21 protein-coding genes are annotated in these 19,221 nt (G+C 52.9%); 13 read left to right on the top strand and 8 right to left on the bottom strand.

Features of this window, described 5'->3' with window-relative positions; genetic code table 11:
• Window positions 1–39: 39 nt before the first annotated feature.
• The 3 genes from KNP86_RS12775 to KNP86_RS12765 form a co-directional block, all read right to left on the bottom strand.
• Complete coding sequence (locus tag KNP86_RS12775) at window positions 40–963, bottom strand: LCP family glycopolymer transferase (RefSeq protein ID WP_214754729.1); 924 nt, start codon at window positions 961–963, stop codon at window positions 40–42.
• A gap of 103 nt (window positions 964–1,066) precedes the next feature.
• A complete protein-coding gene (locus KNP86_RS12770; RefSeq protein ID WP_353048182.1) occupies window positions 1,067–1,921 on the bottom strand; it encodes a YihY/virulence factor BrkB family protein in 855 nt (284 codons plus the stop codon).
• 61 nt (window positions 1,922–1,982) lie between these two features.
• Window positions 1,983–2,936 carry an LCP family glycopolymer transferase gene (locus tag KNP86_RS12765; protein WP_214754727.1) on the bottom strand — a complete coding sequence of 318 codons (954 nt, stop codon included), beginning with the start codon at window positions 2,934–2,936 and terminating at the stop codon, window positions 1,983–1,985.
• Window positions 2,937–3,370: 434 nt separating this feature from the next.
• Here KNP86_RS12765 and KNP86_RS12760 point away from each other — a divergent pair, with 434 nt between their 5' ends.
• From KNP86_RS12760 to KNP86_RS12750, 3 genes are all read left to right on the top strand, one after another.
• On the top strand, window positions 3,371–3,583 hold the full coding sequence (locus KNP86_RS12760) for a hypothetical protein (RefSeq protein ID WP_214754726.1): 213 nt from the start codon (window positions 3,371–3,373) through the stop codon (window positions 3,581–3,583).
• Window positions 3,584–3,644: 61 nt separating this feature from the next.
• Window positions 3,645–4,526: a phosphogluconate dehydrogenase (NAD(+)-dependent, decarboxylating) gene (gene gnd, locus KNP86_RS12755; protein ID WP_214754724.1), complete on the top strand. Its 882-nt coding sequence runs from the start codon at window positions 3,645–3,647 to the stop codon at window positions 4,524–4,526.
• Between the two features lie 316 nt (window positions 4,527–4,842).
• Complete coding sequence (locus KNP86_RS12750) at window positions 4,843–5,376, top strand: hypothetical protein (RefSeq protein WP_214754723.1); 534 nt, start codon at window positions 4,843–4,845, stop codon at window positions 5,374–5,376.
• Between the two features lie 30 nt (window positions 5,377–5,406).
• Here KNP86_RS12750 and KNP86_RS12745 read toward each other — a convergent pair whose 3' ends face one another.
• The gene (locus KNP86_RS12745) at window positions 5,407–6,021 is read right to left on the bottom strand and encodes a flavodoxin family protein (RefSeq protein ID WP_214754720.1); all 615 of its coding nucleotides are present in this window, start codon (window positions 6,019–6,021) and stop codon (window positions 5,407–5,409) included.
• Window positions 6,022–6,140: 119 nt separating this feature from the next.
• Between KNP86_RS12745 and KNP86_RS12740 the strand changes: the two genes are divergently transcribed.
• Complete coding sequence (locus KNP86_RS12740) at window positions 6,141–7,127, top strand: metallophosphoesterase family protein (RefSeq protein ID WP_214754718.1); 987 nt, start codon at window positions 6,141–6,143, stop codon at window positions 7,125–7,127.
• Between the two features lie 186 nt (window positions 7,128–7,313).
• On the top strand, window positions 7,314–8,513 hold the full coding sequence (locus tag KNP86_RS12735; protein ID WP_214754716.1) for an MFS transporter: 1,200 nt from the start codon (window positions 7,314–7,316) through the stop codon (window positions 8,511–8,513).
• 6 nt (window positions 8,514–8,519) lie between these two features.
• Here KNP86_RS12735 and KNP86_RS12730 read toward each other — a convergent pair whose 3' ends face one another.
• The 3 genes from KNP86_RS12730 to KNP86_RS12720 all read right to left on the bottom strand — a co-directional run bounded on the left by KNP86_RS12730 (window position 8,520) and on the right by KNP86_RS12720 (window position 11,666).
• Window positions 8,520–10,112: an FMN-binding glutamate synthase family protein gene (locus tag KNP86_RS12730; RefSeq protein WP_214754714.1), complete on the bottom strand. Its 1,593-nt coding sequence runs from the start codon at window positions 10,110–10,112 to the stop codon at window positions 8,520–8,522.
• A gap of 59 nt (window positions 10,113–10,171) precedes the next feature.
• A complete protein-coding gene (locus KNP86_RS12725) occupies window positions 10,172–10,555 on the bottom strand; it encodes a hypothetical protein (RefSeq protein WP_034779079.1) in 384 nt (127 codons plus the stop codon).
• 262 nt (window positions 10,556–10,817) lie between these two features.
• Complete coding sequence (locus KNP86_RS12720; protein WP_214754712.1) at window positions 10,818–11,666, bottom strand: MurR/RpiR family transcriptional regulator; 849 nt, start codon at window positions 11,664–11,666, stop codon at window positions 10,818–10,820.
• A gap of 159 nt (window positions 11,667–11,825) precedes the next feature.
• On the opposite strand from KNP86_RS12720, the gene KNP86_RS12715 reads away from it, so the two are divergent.
• The 7 genes from KNP86_RS12715 to KNP86_RS12685 all read left to right on the top strand — a co-directional run bounded on the left by KNP86_RS12715 (window position 11,826) and on the right by KNP86_RS12685 (window position 17,977).
• Entirely contained in the window at window positions 11,826–12,602 is a 777-nt protein-coding gene (locus KNP86_RS12715; protein WP_214754710.1) for a hypothetical protein, read from the top strand.
• The gene (locus tag KNP86_RS12710) at window positions 12,586–13,179 is read left to right on the top strand and encodes a hypothetical protein (RefSeq protein WP_214754708.1); all 594 of its coding nucleotides are present in this window, start codon (window positions 12,586–12,588) and stop codon (window positions 13,177–13,179) included. Before KNP86_RS12715 ends, KNP86_RS12710 begins: the two co-directional genes overlap by 17 nt.
• Before the next feature lie 158 nt (window positions 13,180–13,337).
• Window positions 13,338–14,222, top strand: coding sequence for a phosphogluconate dehydrogenase (NAD(+)-dependent, decarboxylating) (gene gnd, locus KNP86_RS12705; RefSeq protein WP_214754706.1), 885 nt, complete (start codon window positions 13,338–13,340; stop codon window positions 14,220–14,222).
• 83 nt (window positions 14,223–14,305) lie between these two features.
• A complete protein-coding gene (locus KNP86_RS12700) occupies window positions 14,306–15,649 on the top strand; it encodes a GntT/GntP/DsdX family permease (RefSeq protein WP_214754704.1) in 1,344 nt (447 codons plus the stop codon).
• Window positions 15,650–15,666: 17 nt separating this feature from the next.
• Entirely contained in the window at window positions 15,667–17,166 is a 1,500-nt protein-coding gene (gene gntK, locus KNP86_RS12695) for a gluconokinase (RefSeq protein WP_353048180.1), read from the top strand.
• 216 nt (window positions 17,167–17,382) lie between these two features.
• Window positions 17,383–17,664, top strand: coding sequence for a hypothetical protein (locus KNP86_RS12690; RefSeq protein WP_214754700.1), 282 nt, complete (start codon window positions 17,383–17,385; stop codon window positions 17,662–17,664).
• Window positions 17,665–17,719: 55 nt separating this feature from the next.
• Entirely contained in the window at window positions 17,720–17,977 is a 258-nt protein-coding gene (locus KNP86_RS12685; protein WP_214754698.1) for a hypothetical protein, read from the top strand.
• Between the two features lie 58 nt (window positions 17,978–18,035).
• Here KNP86_RS12685 and KNP86_RS12680 read toward each other — a convergent pair whose 3' ends face one another.
• The gene (locus KNP86_RS12680) at window positions 18,036–18,557 is read right to left on the bottom strand and encodes a dihydrofolate reductase family protein (RefSeq protein WP_214754696.1); all 522 of its coding nucleotides are present in this window, start codon (window positions 18,555–18,557) and stop codon (window positions 18,036–18,038) included.
• A gap of 75 nt (window positions 18,558–18,632) precedes the next feature.
• Between KNP86_RS12680 and KNP86_RS12675 the strand changes: the two genes are divergently transcribed.
• The gene (locus KNP86_RS12675) at window positions 18,633–19,130 is read left to right on the top strand and encodes a helix-turn-helix transcriptional regulator (protein WP_251130519.1); all 498 of its coding nucleotides are present in this window, start codon (window positions 18,633–18,635) and stop codon (window positions 19,128–19,130) included.
• The last annotated feature ends 91 nt before the right edge of the window (window positions 19,131–19,221 follow it).

Genomic DNA, 19,221 nt, shown 5'->3' with positions numbered 1-19,221 from the left:
CGATTTTCAAACGCAAAAAAAGCCGTCCCTAAGGACGACTCAGTTCATCAAGCGCTGTAACTCCGCTTGGACATCGGCGAGTGAGGTTTCATTCGGATGCCAGTAATAGATGCCGTCCGACTCCAGACCACCCGCTCCTTCGATGCGGAGCGTGCTGGCATTACGGAACGCCTTCATATAGTCCGTCGACAACGCCACGAGCTCGTTGAACTCGATGTTCGTCTTGGCCCGGTTGCCGGCGACGTCTAACAGCTTCGTCACTTTGTCGACCGAGAAGTCAGAACGTCCCTTCTCGACGATGGCCGCGACGACGGCGCGTTGCCGCTCTTGGCGACCGAAGTCCCCGTTCGGGTCATCGTAACGCATGCGGGCGTACGACAATGCCGAGGCACCGTTCAAATCGACCTGGCCAATCGGATAGTTGTAGCCGTCCGACGAGAACGCGAAGTTGTTCGTCACCGTGATGCCGCCGAGCGCGTCAACGACCTCGGTGAACGCCTCCATGTCCGCCTCGACAACGTAGTCGATCGGAATATCCAAGAGCGCTTCCACCGAATCCATCGCCATCTCGGCCCCACCGAACGCGTAGGCGTGGTTGATTTTATCGTTCATACCCTTCCCGACGATTTCCGTCTTCGTATCGCGTGGGATGCTGAGCATTGCCCCTTCGTCCGTCGTCGGGTTGAGTGTCATGACGATGATTGAGTCACTCCGTCCCTGCTCCCCGTCGCGGCGGTCGATCCCGAGCAGTAACACCGATACCGATTCTTTCTGTTCAATCGTCTCGACTTGTTTCCGTTCCTCGCTGATTTCCAAGTTGTCGTTCACTTTCGTCACCGTCTCATTGACGTCCCGGTACATCGACCAGACGAACAAGCCCCCAGCGACGAGGAAGACCGTCAAGACGCCGAGCGTGATCGCCAACACTTTTTTCCAGCGTGATTTCTTCTTATGTCTCGCCATGCGTGCACCTGCTTTCAAAATCGTTAGATATGGATATAATTCCCGCTTCCCGTGTTGTATTATAGCACGTTGTCAAAAAATGCTAACCATATCTTTTCAATTTTCATGGGAAATGCGTCTTATAACGGTTGCGCCGCATATGATCGGGCCAAGCCGCGTTGATTTCAGCACCGAGCAACATCGTCGCAGCCGTCAAGTAGAGCCAGATTTGCAGCAAGATGACGATGCCAATCGTCCCATACGCGTCCCCAAACATCGAGAACTGGTCGACATAGACGCTGTAACCTGTCGACAGTAGCTGCCAGGAGATGACGGCGAAAACGGCACCGGGGAGCGTCTCCGTGAATTTGACGTGTTGTTGCGGGGCGATCTTATAGAACATCGAGAACGCGAAGATAAGGATGACGGTCGACAACGTATAGCGCGCTAAAGTCGCCAACCGGTCGAAGTCCTCGAGCTGTGGGAACCACGTGTACACGAGCTCGACGAACTCACGGCCAAAAATATGGAACACGATCAAGATGACGGCACCGACGCTGAAGGCGATGAGCGTGAGCAAACCAATCAAACGACGGACGACATAGCTCCGAGCTTCCGTCTCCCCGTAAGCGAACACGGTCAGCTTGACGAGGCGGGCCGTCCCGTTCGATGCCGACCAGACCGCGATGATGGCACCGATTGAGACGAGACCGGCGTTGATGTTGCCGCTGACGTCATAGACAATCGACAGCATGTCGCGCACGCTCGAACCCGGGATGAGGATCTCGATTTGCTCAATCAACAAGGCGTCGTCGATCCCGAGCCACGCCATGACGGTGAACAAGAGGACGAACGTCGGGAAGATGGCGAGAAACCAAAAGAATGCAAGCGTCGCGCTATAGTCGTTGATATGGTGGTCCTTGAACCGATGGCGGACGTCGATGACGAGGCGAATCAGGCGGTCGAGCACGCGGGTCACCCCTTTTCTTCTTATTATCGCACAAATCAAAACGCCTCATCCGATTGGATGAGGCGAACCGTCACTGTTCCATCAATTGTCCGAGATACGACTTCACGTCTTCAAGTGAAGCAGCGTCCGGGTTCCAGTAATAGATGCCGTCGCTTTCTTTCCCGCCCGTTCCTTCGAGGCGAAGGACGTCCTGGTTTTTGAAAGCAGCCATATAGTCGCTCGAGAGCGTCCGGATGTCTTTAAACGTCATGTTCGTCTTGGCGTTGTTGCCGAGCACATCGAGCATGTTATTGAACTTCGAGATCGAGAAGTCGTCTTTGCCTTTATTGACGAGCGCCGTGATGACGTCACGTTGGCGCTCCTGGCGACCGAAATCCCCGCTTGGGTCGTCATAGCGCATGCGCGTATACGCGAGCGCCTCTGAACCGTTGAGCGTGAGAGCACCCGGTTCGAACGTGTGCTCACCTGAAGTGAACGCCAAGTTGTTCGTCACGTTGACGCCACCGAGCAGGTCGACCGTGTCTTGGAAGCCCTTCATGTCAACTTCAGCCACGTAATCGATCGGGATGTCGAGCAAGTTCTCGACCGTGTCGAGCGCCATCTCGGCCCCACCGAACGCGTAGGCGTGGTTGATCTTATCAGATGTGTCTTTGCCGACGATCTCCGTCTTCGTGTCACGCGGGATGCTGAGCATCGCGCTTTGATCCGTGTTCGGGTTGAGCGTCATGACGATAATTGAGTCACTGCGACCTTGCTCGTCGGCACGACGGTCGACACCGAGGAGAAGGACCGAGATCGGCTTCTTGTTTTCAATCGTTTCCGGTTGCATACGCTCCGGGCTAAGGCCCGTCGACTCGTTCAACCGTCCGACGGTTGAATCGACTTGATTATATAAATATGTCGCCACCCCGACTCCAATGAGCAGGAACAGCCCTACTACGATTCCCGCGATGATCGCGATGCGTTTTACGGGTGAACTCTTTCTCCGGCGTTTCTTGACTCTCTTTTTCTTTTGCTCTTCCATGACATAGCACCTTTCTCGAACCTTTTAATGAATAAGACCAGGTTTTATTTTATCATGCAAATAATTTCGACTTTTTAAGAAATTTGTAAAAAAGGTAAATGTTTGTCGGCAAGTGTCGAAATATTCGTTCGTTTTTTAATATCGGGTTTCCCTCATAAATAGTTTAGTCTTCTGCCAACATTCCTTTGTAAGAGTACCACGCCTTGGTATAGCTGAAACCGTTCTCACTTTTGACTCATATGTATAAGGTCCCATTTTTCTGTTAGAACTTTACTGGATTTATGTCGAATATACGTCGAATGTGTATTTTTTTAGGTCTGTTTCCTTATATTTAAAAACCTTTATGGGACAAATGGATGATTTTTTGTAATAATTGACTCATTCGTAATGTAAATGTAAATAAAAACCCATTAACTGGTCGGAGGAATCGGCAGATGCGTTATGTCGTCACGTGTTTTTTAGAGAAAGATGAGCTTTGTTCGTTTATCGTGTATGGAGGTTCGATTCATGAGGCATCGTCCACGTTCGAGAAGACGTTAAAGGTCGCGAGTCCTTTGAATGACTTCGTCAACTTGAGTGACGGGAAGCAAGTGAAGGTCGGGTCAATCCTCGCCTACCGCATCGATGAAGTGAAGCCCCTCTTTTGAAGTCCCTCCATTTCGGGTAATCCTCATAAGGAAACCAATACAACGAACGGGGTGAACCGATATGGAATTAGGGATGATCGGACTTGGGAAGATGGGGTTGAACTTGGCGCTCAACTTGACGGACAGTGGACACCATGTGATCGGCTACGACCCGGGCAACGTGTCGACGAGCCAATTCGAAACTAAAAGTTCGCTCGAAGAAGTCGTCGAAGGGCTGAAGGCACCGCGCGTCATCTGGGTGATGGTGCCGGCCGGCGACGTGACCGAGCACGTCTTGAACGACCTGCATGCGCTCTTGTCTCCGGGCGATATCGTCATCGACGGCGGGAACTCGAACTATAAAGAGTCGATGCGACGGGCCGAGCAGTTCAAGGACAAGCTCATCTACTTCTTTGACGTCGGGACGAGTGGCGGCATGGAAGGGGCTCGGCACGGCGCCTGTACGATGATCGGTGGAGATTTGGAGGCGTTCGGCAAAATCGAGGAGTTGTTCCACGACGTGTCGACGGACAACGGTTACTTGTACGCTGGACCGAGTGGCAGTGGTCACTTCTTGAAGATGATCCATAACGGGATCGAGTATGGGATGATGCAGGCGATTGCCGAAGGGTTCGAAATTCTTGAGAAGAGCCCGTTCGAGTATGACCACGAACAAGTCGCCCGCGTCTGGAACCACGGTTCGGTCGTCCGCTCGTGGCTGATGGAGCTGACCGAGAGCGCGTTCCATAAGGACGCGAAGCTCGACGAGATCAAAGGGGTCATGCATGCATCAGGAGAAGGCAAGTGGACGGTCGAGACGGCGCTCGAGTACGGCGTGCCGGCTCCGGTCATCGCCATGTCGCTCATGATGCGGCAACGTTCGCTCGAAGAAGACACGTTCTCCGGGAAAGTCGTCGCTGCCCTGCGGAATGAATTTGGCGGGCATGCGGTGGAGAAAAAATAGTGAGATCAAACTAGTACTCGCTCTGATCGTGAGCAAATCTTTTAAAGGCGCCTTCGAGCGTCTTTTTTATGTTTGAATTGTTGATTGTAAAAAAAGATCTCAGTCAACGATTCGACTGAAATCTTTTTGTTTTTTGTGCAATATTTTCTACTGTGACAAATGTCTCTTTTATAATTTTCAAGGAAAATGTTACTACGAATGGAAAGTACAGCGATTAACCTCTTAAATATACTATAATCTGTAAAATTCTAACCTTTAAAATTAGCTTATGATGAAAGGAGCACTATATCTTGTGTTGAACAAGGAGTGGAAAAACATGTTGAAACTTCATGAATATCCGTTAAACGTCTCGAAAAATCTACACAAAGCCACAAGGGAAATCCTTTTTCGCCAACAGACGAACGATTGGCGAGATGTCGATTACACCTTCAATCGAATCGCCGACCAAGCGCTTCGCATCAGTGAACAAAATCATCGTTTCCAATTCGAAGGAGAGACGATGCTGTATGGACCGATGACCATACTCAAATTAACACGCACGTTCCCCGATGGTGGGGAGATATCGTTCCAAATGATGTATCAACAGGAAGTAGACGAGGCTTATTTCGTCATTCGCGTATTGGATTACATAAGTCGTTTGAAAACAGCCTGGTTGCCGCCTGGCTTTTTGTGCGCCGGACCGCATACTTATCAACACGTCCTCCAGTTCGAGCCTTGCTTAGTCGACGAGCATTTCATTGAACACATCATCGATTATATGATGAAGCAGAAAACGTTGATCGAGAAACGCATCAAACGCTACGGAAAACCTGTGCATCCAAGCGACACTCGTCCATTCTTCGGTGAATAAGCATCAAAAAGGCGGCCTCGGCCGCCTTTCTCATTCCATTGTATTGCCTTCGGCCGGGATTGGCGTCTGCTTCAACATGTTCGCGAAATGGTACAAGTTGTACGCCATGACGCGTCCATTCTTTTTCGTGAAGGCGTTGTCGCGCCCGGCATCGATGTACGAGTCACCCGGTCCGGCCTCGCCGACCCAGTACGCGTCGACGTTCGGTGGGACGGTGAAGCCGATATGTGACAGGCCATACAGGATCGAAGCACAGGCATGTTTCGCCCCGTCCTCATTCCCCGTCACGACGACACCGCCGACCTTGTTGTAGTAGATGGCCTGGCCTTTGTCGTTCGTCAAGGCGCTGCCCCCATACAACCGCTCGATGACTTGCGTCGCGACGCTGCTCTTCTCGCCGAGCCAAAGCGGTGTCCCGATGATAAGGATGTCGGCGGCTTTGACTTTCTCAAAAATCTGGGGCCATGCATCCCCGTCCCCTTCATCCTCGGTCACGCCGAACGCGACGTTGTAGTCGACGACGCGGACGATCTCCGAGTCGACCCCGAGCTTATCGAAGTGCGGGATGATATCCTTCATCAATCCTTCCGTATGCGAGGTCGTGTCCCCGCCCTTCAAGGAACAGTTCAAGAATAAGGCTTTCATCGAATCCCTCCTTATAGTAGACAGTTAGGTGTTCCCCGCCCGTAGAAAGATTAATCTCGTCGACACGCTTGCCTTCACATGGGAAAATTAGGATAGACCAGATTCGGGAGGACTTGCCAATGACATGTTTCATTCATATTGCTGATTTACACCATGCGAGACATACCGGGAATGCCATCACGGCTGAACGGACCAGTTTTGCCATCCAAGCCGAGAAGCTCGCCCAGCTCGCGGAAGTCATTCGACATGAAAACATCAAGGCAGTGCTCATCGCTGGAGACATCGAAGTGAGCGACCCGGAAGATTTCGTCCCGTATTTGAAGACGTGGACCGCCCTCGGTGCATCCGTCTATTTGGTATACGGGGACCATGATATCCATCGGCTCGCTTACGACGACTGTTGGCGTCAGATTGAGCACGTGCATAGTTTCCTTCGACCCGGGTATGTCTTCGATGAAGCGCTCGGCGCCGCGATTTATGGGCTCAGCTGTGAGACGAACCAGACCGGGTTGAAAAAGGATGTCGCAAGGACGCCGATGCGAGACGACCCGTATCCGAACATCTTCCTCGGTCACGGGGACCGACAACGGTTCCCCACATCCGTCGTCGCCCGGCTCGGGTTCAGCTATTACGCCCTCGGTCATCATCATCGCTATGAGGTCACTCGACGTGGCGATGCCGACCTCGTCTATCCTGGTCATGTCTTCTCGGTGTGGGACGGATGCGGCAAGGCGTGGCCGACCGGCTATGTCATCGGTGAGGTCACTCCTTCAGGGATCACACACGAGTTTCGACCATTCACAGGTCCAGAGACGCGACGGCTCAGTTTCAATCCGTTCATCCGGGACGGGTCATGCATCTTGCTCACGCGCGACAATCTCGAGGGCTCGTCGGAACAATGGATTGAAGAGGACGAAACGGTATTACGCGAGCTCGTCCGCTCCACGTTGACCGCCTATCCTAATGATTATTTCGTCACACCGAGCCAATCGACAGGTTTTCCGACACGCCGGCTGTCGATGACCGGGCGAACATTGCTGAAAGACGATGAACGATTCGAGGAATTTTTCGCCCGTAGTTTCAAGGCGACGAAGACGACGCAATAAAAATGACCCCCGATGGTTACATCGGGGGTCATTTCACAAACGTATGTTCGTTTCATGGGACAGCGCAAACAGGCGCCTTCTTATTCGTTTCTTCTATTATTAGCGTAGCAAATCCCGCAACATAAGTCTATTCTTTCTCGTCTGGAATCCGTACAGTGAAGACAGACCCACTGAAGGAGGACATTCATGGAAACATACCGCTGGGACCTCAACTTGAAGGTCCGCCTGTTCGGCGAAGGGCTGTTCAATCTGTTGTTTTGGATGTACTTCCCGTTCATCACCGTCTATTTCGCCCAGACGCTCGGCGTCGAGCTGGCCGGTCTGCTCATGGCCGTGCCGCCGCTGTTCCTCCTCGCCGGGAGTTTATTAGGCGGATTGCTTGCCGACCAGGTCGGGCGCCGTCCCGTCATGCTCGTCGGGACGTTCGCGCAAAGTATCCTGTTTCTCGGTTTCGCCTTCTCGACGAACGCGATCGTCGACTATGTCACGTATATCGGTATCGGCTTCATGGGCGCCGTCTACAAGCCTGCCAGTTCGGCCATGGTCGCCGATCTCGTACCGCCTGAGCACCTACGTGACGTGTTCGCGACGTTCATGGCGTCGAACAATATCGGCGCCGTGCTCGGTCCCATCCTCGGGGCGGTCCTTTTTTTCGAGCATCGTCAAGCGCTGCTCCTCGGCTGTGCGCTCGTCCTATTCGGATACGGGGTGCTGCTCGCGGCGCTCACCCGTGAAACACGGCCGGGCTCGACCGGGAAGACGGTATCGATGACGTTCGGTACGCAGTTGCGGTCGTACGGGATCATCTTGCGGGACCCGTTGTTCCGCCTCTATTTGATTGCCGGCGTATTCGCCTTGATTCCAATCATGCAGCTCGACGTGTATTTACCGGTCTATTTGATCGAACAGGCCCCGGCCACGTTCGATGTCTCGAACACGATCCTGTTCGGCTGGCTCGTCGCCTATAACGGCCTCTTGTTCGTCGTCTTCATCATTCCCGTCACACGCGTGTTCCGGGCATGGGACGAACGACGCGTCTTCCTGTTGTCGACGTTTCTCGCCGGCTTCGGGACGTTCCTCATCGCTTTCTCGTCGAACGTCTGGTATTTGCTCGTCGTCACGACCGTGTTCACATTCGGCGAGTTGATTCGCTCTCCGGTCAGCCAGAGCTTCGTCAGCCGCTACGCCCCGGCCGAGTCACGCGGACAATACCTCGCAGCCGATACGCTCCAAAACACGATCGGCAAATTCCTCGCACCAGTCACAGTACTCATCTCAGGTTTCGTCTCCCCGCTCGCCGTGTTCACGCTCATCTTGCTGTCGGCGCTCGTCGGGATGGCGCTGTATGCTAAACTGTTCCACCAGCTCACACAACAAGACGGATGACCGCGGTCATCCGTCTTTCGCTTGTCCATCGAATAATTCTTCGCCCCGCTTCACCCGGCCGTCCGGGTACTTGTAGGCGACATGTTCGAGCGACAGTTTCGTCGGCGTGTCGAGCCCGACCGCGGCCGCCATGTTGTAGAGCCCTTCTCGGAGCGAGATGATGTAGTTCGTCACGCGGAAACTCTTCTCGTCGACGACGAGGGCGTGCTGCAGTTTCGGGTCGGTCGTCGCGACGCCGACCGGGCATCGGTTCGTGTGGCACACTTGCGCCTGGATGCAACCGACGTTGAACATAAGTCCGCGGGCGATATTGACGCAGTCGGCCCCGAGCGCGAGGGCGACGGCAATCTTATCGGCCGTGACGAGCTTGCCGGAGGCGAACAAGGTGACGCGGTCACGGAGCCCATGTTCGACTAGTAAGCGATGCACGTACGGGAGCGCGGCCTTCAACGGCAACCCGACCGTATCGGCGAGTTCCTGGTACGTCGCCCCGGTCCCTCCTTCCCCACCATCGACCGTGATGAAGTCAGGATGTTTCCCGGACGACGCCATCTCTTGAATGAGCGCCTCGAGGTCCGCGAGGCGGCCGACAACGAGCTTGATGCCGACGGGCTTGCCACCGATATCGCGCAGACGCTCGATAAAGCCGAGCAGTTCCCGGTCCGTCTTGAACTCGGAGAAGCGGTTCGGGCTATCGATTGTCACGCCGACTTTGACGCTCCGGATGCGGGCAATCTCTTCCGTCACTTTCGAGCCCTCGATATGGCCACCCCTCGTCTTCGCACCTTGGGCGAGCTTCAACTCGAAGGCGCGAACTTGCGGGATGTCGCTCTTCACCTTGAACGCTACTTCCGAGAACGCCCCGTCCTCGGTTCGGACGCCGAACAGCGCCGGCCCGATTTGACAGATGAGGTCGACCTCGCCTTTCAAGTGATGGTCCGATAGGCCGCCCTCGCCGGTGTTCATCCATGTCCCTTTGGCCCGGCTGAGCCCGATCGACAGCGCCGTGATGGCGTTCTCACCGAGCGAACCGAAACTCATCGCGGATTGCCCGACGAGGCCGCGGACACGGAACGGTTCCCGGCACGTCTGTTTTCCGATGACGATACTGTCTTCTTCCATCAACAAGGACGGACCGACGTCGCGTTCGACGATCCGTTCTTTCCGCGTGAACAGGTTGTCCTCCTCGACTTGGTACAGCCGCGTCGAGACGGTGTCCCGATTGTCGATGCGGAGTTCCTCCCGGTTCGTCGGGTAGAGCACGTTCTGGAGATAGAAGCCGCCGCCTTCGAAGTCCCGTTCCGAGCCGAATCCGATGATGCGCGACTTATATTTTCCCGAAATCACGGCCGCCTCATAGTCGTTCCGCGAGAACGGTTTTGACTCGTTGTCGTTCAAGAACAAGTATTGGCGCATCTCAGGTCCGACCTTCTCCAAGATGTAGCGCACCTTGCCGAGAATCGGGAAGTTCCGGAGGACGGAATGCTCGCGCTGGTGGCGGTCCTTCCGCCAAAGGTACAAGATGAACAGGAACGGGGCGGCAATCGTCGACACCATCAAGACGAGCACGATGGCGAGCATCATCGTATTCACGGACATGGCGTGGCCTCCTTCAACTAGACAAATAACCCGTCCCGACCGATTCGGGACAGGCCAACTTATTTTGGTATGGTGACGTCGTCAAATTGCTCGTCGCGACAAAGTGTGATCGCCTGCATCGCGAGTTGATAGTCGTCTTGCGGCAGACTGATCAACTCGGTCGGGAGCACCCATTCTTTATTGTTGTACAAGTGAATGACGAGTTTCACGAGGATGAAGTCTTGTTTCTCGAACGTGTTGTCGTCGATGATGGTGGCCGTGCTGATTTTGCCTTGCTCAAGGTCCATGTACGGCAAGAGAAGGTTTCGCACCCGTTCGTTCCCGGCGATGACATAAAGGGCGGAGAAATACTCTTTCTTGACGTCTCCGGGACTCTTGAGGCGCTGGGCCAACTGTTTGAACACGTCGTAGTGCTCGGTCGTCAAGAAGTTAAGGTTATTCATAGCGGTCGTTCCTCTCTGTGTAAGCGAAAATCAATCTGTTTATACTAATTCCACCCTTTTACAAATTGTAATCCTCAGGTGATACCCATACCCCTACTTGTATCTGTAAATCTTTTTCAAAAATCAGGTTTTTATACATATTGATTGTGCATATACAAGACAACAGGCTCCGTCATAATTTAGATGCTCCGAGCCGTGTCGAGAAACTCGTTCATCAAACGACACGCAAATAAGAAAAAGACTGGCCCGAAGGTCAGTCTTTTCACATGCGTCGAAGCGAGATGGCTTCGCGCATCTTCTGGAGCGATTCTCTCCCCTCTTCCCCGCGTCGCATCATGACGACGGTGAACAAGGCGTCGATCAGACTGAGCTCGGCGATTCGCGAGGCGAGCGCCTCGGAGCGGAACTCCGTCTCTTGCGACACGGTATAGAGGGCGACGTCACACAGCTTCGAGAGCGGTGACTTCGCATAGTTCGTGATGGCAATCGTTGGCACGCCGCGCTCGTTCAATACTTTCGCCACGTCGAGCGTATCTTTCGAGGCACCCGAGTGTGAGATGAGGACGGCGACGTCATCTTTCGTCAGCTGGGACGCCGACATGAGCTGCATGTGCGACTCGAGGTTCGCCGTGACGAACAACCCGCTCCGGACGAATTTATGATAGGCGTCGAGCGCGATGACGGCCGAGCCCCCGCTCCCGAAGAACTCGATGCGCTTCGCCGACAACAACAGGGCGACCGACTTGTCGAGCGAAACCGCGTCCAAGATTTGCCGTGTCGCCTCGAGCGTCTTCACGTTCGAGGTGAAAATCTTCTCGGCGATTTCATGTGGCGTGTCTTCGTTCGAGATGTCTTCATGGATGTCTTGGAGCGGCGCGACGACGTCGGTAGCGAGCGCGATCTTCAGCGCCTGATAGCCTTTGAAGCCGACGCGCTGACAGAAACGGAACACGGTCGACTCGGCGACGTCGAGGTCGTCGGCGACTTGGTTGATCGTATGGTGGATGATGCGTTCAGGCTGTTTCAAGATATAGTCGGCGATGCGTTGCTCTTTCTTGCTCAGTGTCGTATAGGCGCCACGGATGCGGGCCAGGCCGTTCATCGATTCCATGTGTCTCACCCTTTTTTCTTTTAACGATACCTTTTCGAAAAAAATTCCGCAATCGATGACCAGCATAATTCGTATAAATGAGAACCCTAAAAAGGAAAATACTTACTTTCAACGAATTATGAAAGTGTATTCTCATTTATTATTCTTAGGGGTGAATTCGTGTTAGCAGAAATTAAAGGCAAAGTTAGCCGTACTGGTTCAAACTTATCAGAACGGTTGGAGGACAATCTAACCGGTAACGTATTCGGAACTTTGCGTTACATCCCTTTTATAGACGGCCTCGGAAAGGTATTAGCAAACACAGTTCAAGAACTGCCAGATACGGTTAATTTACCAGATATTAATTCATGTATCGACCACATCAAAGCTCAGTATTGGGCAGACGTGATTGAATTCTGGCCGTACGATAAAGAAGGTGAACTAGACGCCCTACTGACCTTCGAAGATACAATGATTGGAATCGAAGTGAAATACTTGAGCGGACTCTCCTCAGTAGATGAAACAGGCTCCATTCCAACAGAACTGAGTAAGCATCAATTAGTGCGAGAATCTCGCATTATTTCACGAAAGGGCACTCAGAAAAATAAAATTCTACTTTTTATCGCGGACAGACAAATGTGTAACGATGTGATGAAACGTATAGAGAAATCGTCTATAGCGGCGGGCGTGACACTCGGCTTCGTATCGTGGCAAGACTTCTTACATGAATTGAAACAATTAAATGGATTAGATCAGTTCCAACAGATTCTCATCCAAGATTTAATCGAGTTGTTGACGAGAAAAGGGTTTGAGAATTTTATTGATATGAAAGTAAGCAACGCATCTTTCGTCAACTCCGATGAGTATTTCAATTTTGTTATATCCAATCAAGTTGAAATCAGTTTTACGACGAACCCATTAATCAATGAGGAGCTATATTATGAATTCAACAGATAACGTTAGAAGCGCTTTTCATGTCGTTTATAAAACATATGAGAATATACATAAACTAATGGACTATACAAAAACCATTGCATCGGCAGAAAGCAACTACATCAATGTGGTCGACAAGTTTCTACGCTATAAGTCAGACAATGAGTTTTCTGGATGGCTTATTCGGGACTTTATTCTGATCTTTCAGAAACAAAAACATCAACAACTAGAGAACGAATGGCGGGATGGACCGTTATATGTCATGGAAATCGAACTGTATGACAGGGAAACGGAGATGGATAGCACTCATTTACCGTGTATCCATCTTTCTAAATTTATCTATAAAAACGGGGATATCCAAGATTGGGATAAAGGGTGTTCTCCAACAAATCACTGGGTATTCTTCGACCCTCTCCATAACAAACAAACTATGCGAATCACAATCGAAAATAATTGCTCTATCCTTACCCCGATTAATCAAGACTACAGTGTCCGGAACTATTGGGGTGTAGAAAAAATAGTCAGCAAACAAATTCCTCTGATGGATGTGACTGCCGACAACGTCGTTGAAAAGATATTTGCTACGTTTGATTCACTCTAACCCATCCCACTTATACATAACCAATCGTCCCGCCTTGTTTATAGGTGGGACGTTTTCGTGTGAAAAAAGAATAAAATTCCGCAATCTCTATTGAAAATCGAATTTAATTTGATATTATAGTGGAGAGATGGAAAAAAATTCGATTTAGAGGTGACGATATGCACATCGGTTTGATTGGATTAGGCAAGATGGGATACAACTTGGCGCTCAACTTGAGCGACCATGGCCACACGGTCGTCGGGACGGACGCCGGGAACGTCGAGACGACATCGAAGTTTGAGATCGTACCAACGCTCGAAGACGTCATCAACTCGCTCGAGACGCCACGCGTCGTCTGGGCGATGGTGCCGGCCGGTGACATCACCGAGACCGTGCTAGCAGAACTCCTTGAGAAGCTCGAGCCGGGTGACATCGTCATCGACGGGGGGAACTCGAACTACAAGCTGTCGGTCGCACGCGCCGAACAGTTCAGCGCCAAAGGCATCGCCTTCTTCGACTGCGGCACGAGCGGTGGCACGGAAGGTGCCCGTAACGGCGCCTGCACGATGGTCGGCGGAGACGCCGACGCCTGGCCGACGATTGAGCCGATTTTCAAAGACCTCTCGGTCGAGAACGGCTACTTGTACACGGGACCGGCTGGCAGCGGCCACTTCTTGAAGATGATCCACAACGGCATCGAGTACGGCATGATGCAGGCGATCGCCGAAGGGTTCGACATCTTGGAGAAGAGCCCGTTCGATTACGATTATGAGCAAGTCGCCCGCGTCTGGAACCACGGCTCGGTCGTCCGCTCATGGTTGATGGAGTTGACGGAGAATGCGTTCTCGAAAGACGCGAAGCTCGACGACATCCGCGGCGTCATGCATTCCTCAGGGGAAGGAAAATGGACGGTCGAGACGGCGCTCGAGTTACAGGCGGCGGCTCCGGTCATCGCCATGTCGCTCATGATGCGCTATCGCTCACTCGAGGACGACACGTTCTCCGGCAAAGTCGTCGCGGCGCTCCGTAACGAGTTCGGGGGCCACGCGGTCGTCAAGAAATAACCGCAAGGAAAAGGTCAGGGGTGGCCTTTTCCTTTGGTAATATTTGTAAACGGTTACACGTAAAATAAAGGGGGAACTACATAATGTCTGGCTCTACGCTTATACTTATCGCAGTCGCAGGGATTTTCTTGCTCTTATTCTTGGTCATGCGGACGAAGCTTCACGCGTTCGTCTCACTTCTTCTCGTCAGTCTACTCGTCGGGATCGCGGCCGGCATGCCGCTCGGGGACGTCATCGCCTCGATTCAGAACGGGATGGGCGGCACGCTCGGTTTTGTCGCCGTCGTCGTCGGTCTCGGAGCCATGTTCGGGAAGATGTTAGAAGTATCGGGTGGCGCGGAACGCCTCGCCCAGACGCTCGTCAATAAGTTTGGCGAAGACAAGGCGCAATGGGCGCTCGCCATCACCGGATTCATCGTCGCCGTGCCGGTCTTCTTCGACGTCGGTTTCATCATTCTCGTGCCGATTGTCTACGGTCTCGCCAAAAAGACGGGCCGCTCGCTCCTCTACTACGGGATCCCGTTGCTTGCAGGTCTCGCTGTCACGCACAGCTTCATCCCGCCGACACCAGGTCCGATTGCCGTCGCCAACTTGATTGGGGCCGAGCTCGGCTGGGTCATCTTGTTTGGGGTCATCGCCGGGATTCCGGCCGCGATTTTAGCCGGTCCGGTTTTCGGAAAATATATCGCGAACAAGATTCACGTCAACATTCCAGACTATATGGAATTTGAAGAGATCGACACGTCGAAAGAGTTGCCGAGCTTCAAGATGATCGTCTCGCTCATCTCGATCCCGCTCGTCTTGATCCTCGCGAACACGTTGTCTGCCGTCTTATTAGAAGAAGGTAACAGCGTCCGCACGTTCTTCACGTTCATGGGTCACCCGTTCGTCGCCTTGACGCTCGCGACGTTGCTCACGTTCATCTTCCTCGGCACACGCCGCGGCTACTCGCGTGACGAAGTGCAAGAGATTGCGACGAAAGCGCTCGAACCGGCCGGGATTATCATCCTCGTCACCGGTGCCGGTGGTGTGTTCAAACAAGTATTGATTGACTCAGGTGTCGGTGACGTGCTCGGGGAAATGATGGCCGGGTCACCGCTGCCGGCGATCGTGCTCGCCTTCTTGATTGCGACCGTCGTCCGTGTCGCCCAAGGTTCGGCGACCGTCTCGATGGTCACGGCGGCAGGACTCATCACGCCACTTCTCGAAATCCAGAATATCACCGGTGCCGCGCTCGGCCTCATCGTCATCGCGATCGCTTCAGGGGCGACGGTGTTGTCTCACGTCAACGACTCAGGCTTCTGGCTCGTCAACCGCTACTTCGGGCTTGACGTGAAAGACACGCTCAAGTCGTGGACCGTCATGGAAACGATTATTGGATTGACCGGCTTCGCGGTCGTCTTCTTGATCAGCTTGTTCATTATTTAAGTTAGGAAGTGATGTGTGTGTACACGATTGGCGTCGATATCGGGACGACGAGCACGAAAGCCGTCCTGTTCCATAACCAGCAACAACTCGCGGTACATAACGTGCTGTACCCGCTCCTCACCCCGGACACGGAGACGGCCGAGCAAGACCCGGTCGTCATCTACGGGGCCGTGCTCGAGGCAATCTCGGCCGTCCGTGCCAGAGCCGACGGGCCGATCCGCTTCGCTTCGTTCAGTTCGGCGATGCATAGCTTGATCGCGCTCGATGCGTCGGGCCGCCCGCTCACCCACAGCATCACCTGGGCCGATAGCCGGGCCAACCCGTATACGCAAGAAATCAAACGGGACTTCGACGCGAGCGCACTCCATATGCGCACCGGCACACCGGTCCATCCGATGGCGCCGCTGTCGAAACTGCGTTGGCTGAAAGCCGAGCATCCGAACGTGTTCGACCAGGCAGCCAAGTTCGTCTCGATTAAAGAGTACGTCTTCTATCGCTTGACCGGTCGCTTCGTCATTGACCATTCCATCGCCTCGGCGACAGGGCTGTTCAATTTGAAAAACTGCAACTGGGATGCGGAGGCGCTCGACGTCGCCGGCGTCACACCCGAGCAACTGTCCGAGCTCGTGCCGACGACCGAGATTTTAACGCTTAAATCGGATGTTGTTGAGACGCTCGGCTGGGACTTCCCGCTCGTCATCGGGGCGAGCGACGGGGTGTTGTCGAACCTCGGGGTCGGGGCTTTCGAGCAAGGTGTCGTCGCCGTCACGATTGGGACGAGCGGTGCCATCCGCACGGTAGTCCGGGAACCGGTCGAGGACCCGAAAGGACGCATCTTCTGTTACGCCTTGACCGACAAGCATTGGGTCATCGGCGGGCCGGTCAATAACGGCGGCATCATCCTGCGCTGGCTCCGCGACGAGTTCGCGGCGAGCGAGGTCGAGACAGCGAAACGGCTCGGCATGGACGCCTATGATGTGTTGACGCGTATCGCCGAGACGGTCAAACCGGGTTCGGACGGTCTCCTGTTCCACCCTTACTTGATGGGTGAACGAGCGCCGCTCTGGGACTCGAACGCACGCGGTTCGTTCTTCGGCTTGAGTATCCACCACAAGCGCGAGCACTTCATCCGCTCCGTGTTAGAAGGCGTCATCTTCAACTTGTATACGGTCATGCTGGCGCTCGACGAGTTGACGGGCGCACCGAACCGGATTCACGCGACGGGCGGGTTCGCCCAGTCGAGCCTGTGGCGCCAGATGATGGCCGACATCTTCGATACACCGGTCGTCGTGCCGGAGAGCCATGAGAGCTCGTGTCTCGGTGCCGTCATGCTCGGGGAGTATGCGTTCGGGGACATTGACGACTTTACGGTCGTGCCGCAAGTGACGCACGAACATGCCCCAAATCATGAAGCGACCACGATTTATCGGGAGTTGCTGCCGATTTATATCCGGCTCTCCCGTCATCTCGCGGAAGAGTATGAAGCGATTGCCGCGTTTCAGCGGAAGCATGTATGAGACAAGCCGAGTCCTTTAAGGGCTCGGCTTTTTGATGAAATCAGTTGAAGATGCTCAAGTCTATTCGTCATCAAAGTACGATCACTCGAACGAATAATTAGATTATGAAAGGATATTTAATTACATATATAGAAAATATTGATTGGGCTAAGATTGTCGACACTTACCTAAGAAAAGTTTTATTTCCATTATCATTAAAGAGGAGGGCGTAATCAGATGGCCATCGCAATCGGATATATCATTGCAGGTATAGGTGCGTTTGTGGCTTATTGGTTTAGTACGGGAGAATCGAGAAAGACAAAACTTAAAATATGGGGCAGCGCTCTGATGCTTCCCATTTCACCCGCTTTAGCATTTTCAATCGGACTCTCCTATGCCATCAGTGTCGAAAATGGTTGGGGCGGATTAATCATGTGGCTTATCTTTCCCTTTATCTTCTTCATCGGACTCACGTTGTTGTTAGTCGGCATTTTCAAAACGGAAAAGGAAATCGTTTGAGGGATGCAACCAAAGCATCTTACAAGACATAGATCAAATTGAAGGGGGAAAGCAATTGAATAAAACGTTTTTAATAATAATGAACATTATAACGGGATTGGCTGTTACCGCTCTCACTATTTTGGCTCTTGGAATAAGTGGCATGGCAGAAGGGCCTCAACCTGCGGCTAGCTACTATTGGTTACTGTTATTCGGGGTATGGTTTATTGGTCTCGTCATGCAGTTGAAAAAATCAACTAGAGTCATCGGCTTAGTCATTACCTTTCTTCCGATTCTTTACTTTGTATCTCTTTTTGCAATTGAATTTTTATAACTTTTGGTCTGTCACCATAACGTGGAGTTAGTCGAACGTTACGGTAATGGATTATTTTTTATGCCTTCTCGTACGTCACCATGACGAACTGTCCGGACGCGCGTTGGCTCGTCAGTTTCAACTTCGTCTCTTTCGTGCCTTCCGGGAAGAGCGGAATCCCCTCACCTAATACGACCGGAGCGATGGCAATCTCATAACTGTCGATCAAGTCGTGCGCCATCGCCGCCTTGATGATTTCGCCTCCCCCGACAATCCAAATGTCCCCGTCGATGTCTTGCTTTAATCGTTCAATGAGCTGTTCGATCGGCTCATCGGTGAACGTGACGTGCTCAGCTTCCCGGTCCGGGCTCCGCGTCAAAATATAGTTCGGAATCTTGTCGTACGGGTAACCGTCCGGCTCAAGCACGAGCACTTCCTCATACGTCTTCCGTCCCATGATGACTGCCCCGACCGTTTGGAAGAAGTCGGCGTAGCCGTTGTCCCCTTCCCCAACGACTTCGAACAACCAGTCGAGCTGGTCGTTCGTGCGCGCAATCTTTCCATCCAAACTTGTCGCGATATATAAGACGACGTTTGCCATGATGAATTCCTCCTTGATTCGTGATACATTCAGCTTACTTGATAAACACGACAAAACATGACGGGAATGGATAAGATGAAAAAACGACATCTGTACTTAATTCGATTGTTGAACCGGGGACGACGCTTCACGGCGGATGAACTCGCTCTTGAGACGGGTGCCTCGGTCCGGACGATTCAGCGCGATATGCTGACACTCGAAGAACTCGGCTATCCGATTTGGAGCGTCCCCGGCGCGGGTGGCGGTTATGAGATGTTGCCGAATCGGCTCTTGCCACCGCTCCAGCTCCGGGAACAAGAAGCGGTCGCGCTCTACCTCACCCTCAAATGGATGGAACAGATTCCAGACGTGCCGTTCGGGGACATGCGGGATACGCTGTCAGACTGGTACGTGAATGAATTGCCGCACGACCTCGAGACGAAAATCGCACGGCTCGAAAAGAATATCCTCTGGCTCGGGAATAAGACCGTCCCACCGGCGCCGTTCACGAAAGACGTATTTCAGGCGGTCGAGCAACGACGCAACATTGAGGTGACGTACGCGACGACGAAAGGCATGTGTAATGCAAAATAGGAGTGGTTCTTACGCAATGTTGGTGAAAGATGACGTGCGATTGCCTGAGGGTGGTCGCTCATTTTTTTGCAATATCATTTAACACAGCTTG

Origin of the sequence: Exiguobacterium sp. s16, from assembly GCF_018618115.1 — a bacterium.
GTDB lineage: Bacteria > Bacillota > Bacilli > Exiguobacteriales > Exiguobacteriaceae > Exiguobacterium > Exiguobacterium mexicanum_A.
The sequence above is the reverse complement of the archived record's forward strand: the minus strand, read 5'-3'. Positions and strand labels throughout refer to the sequence as shown.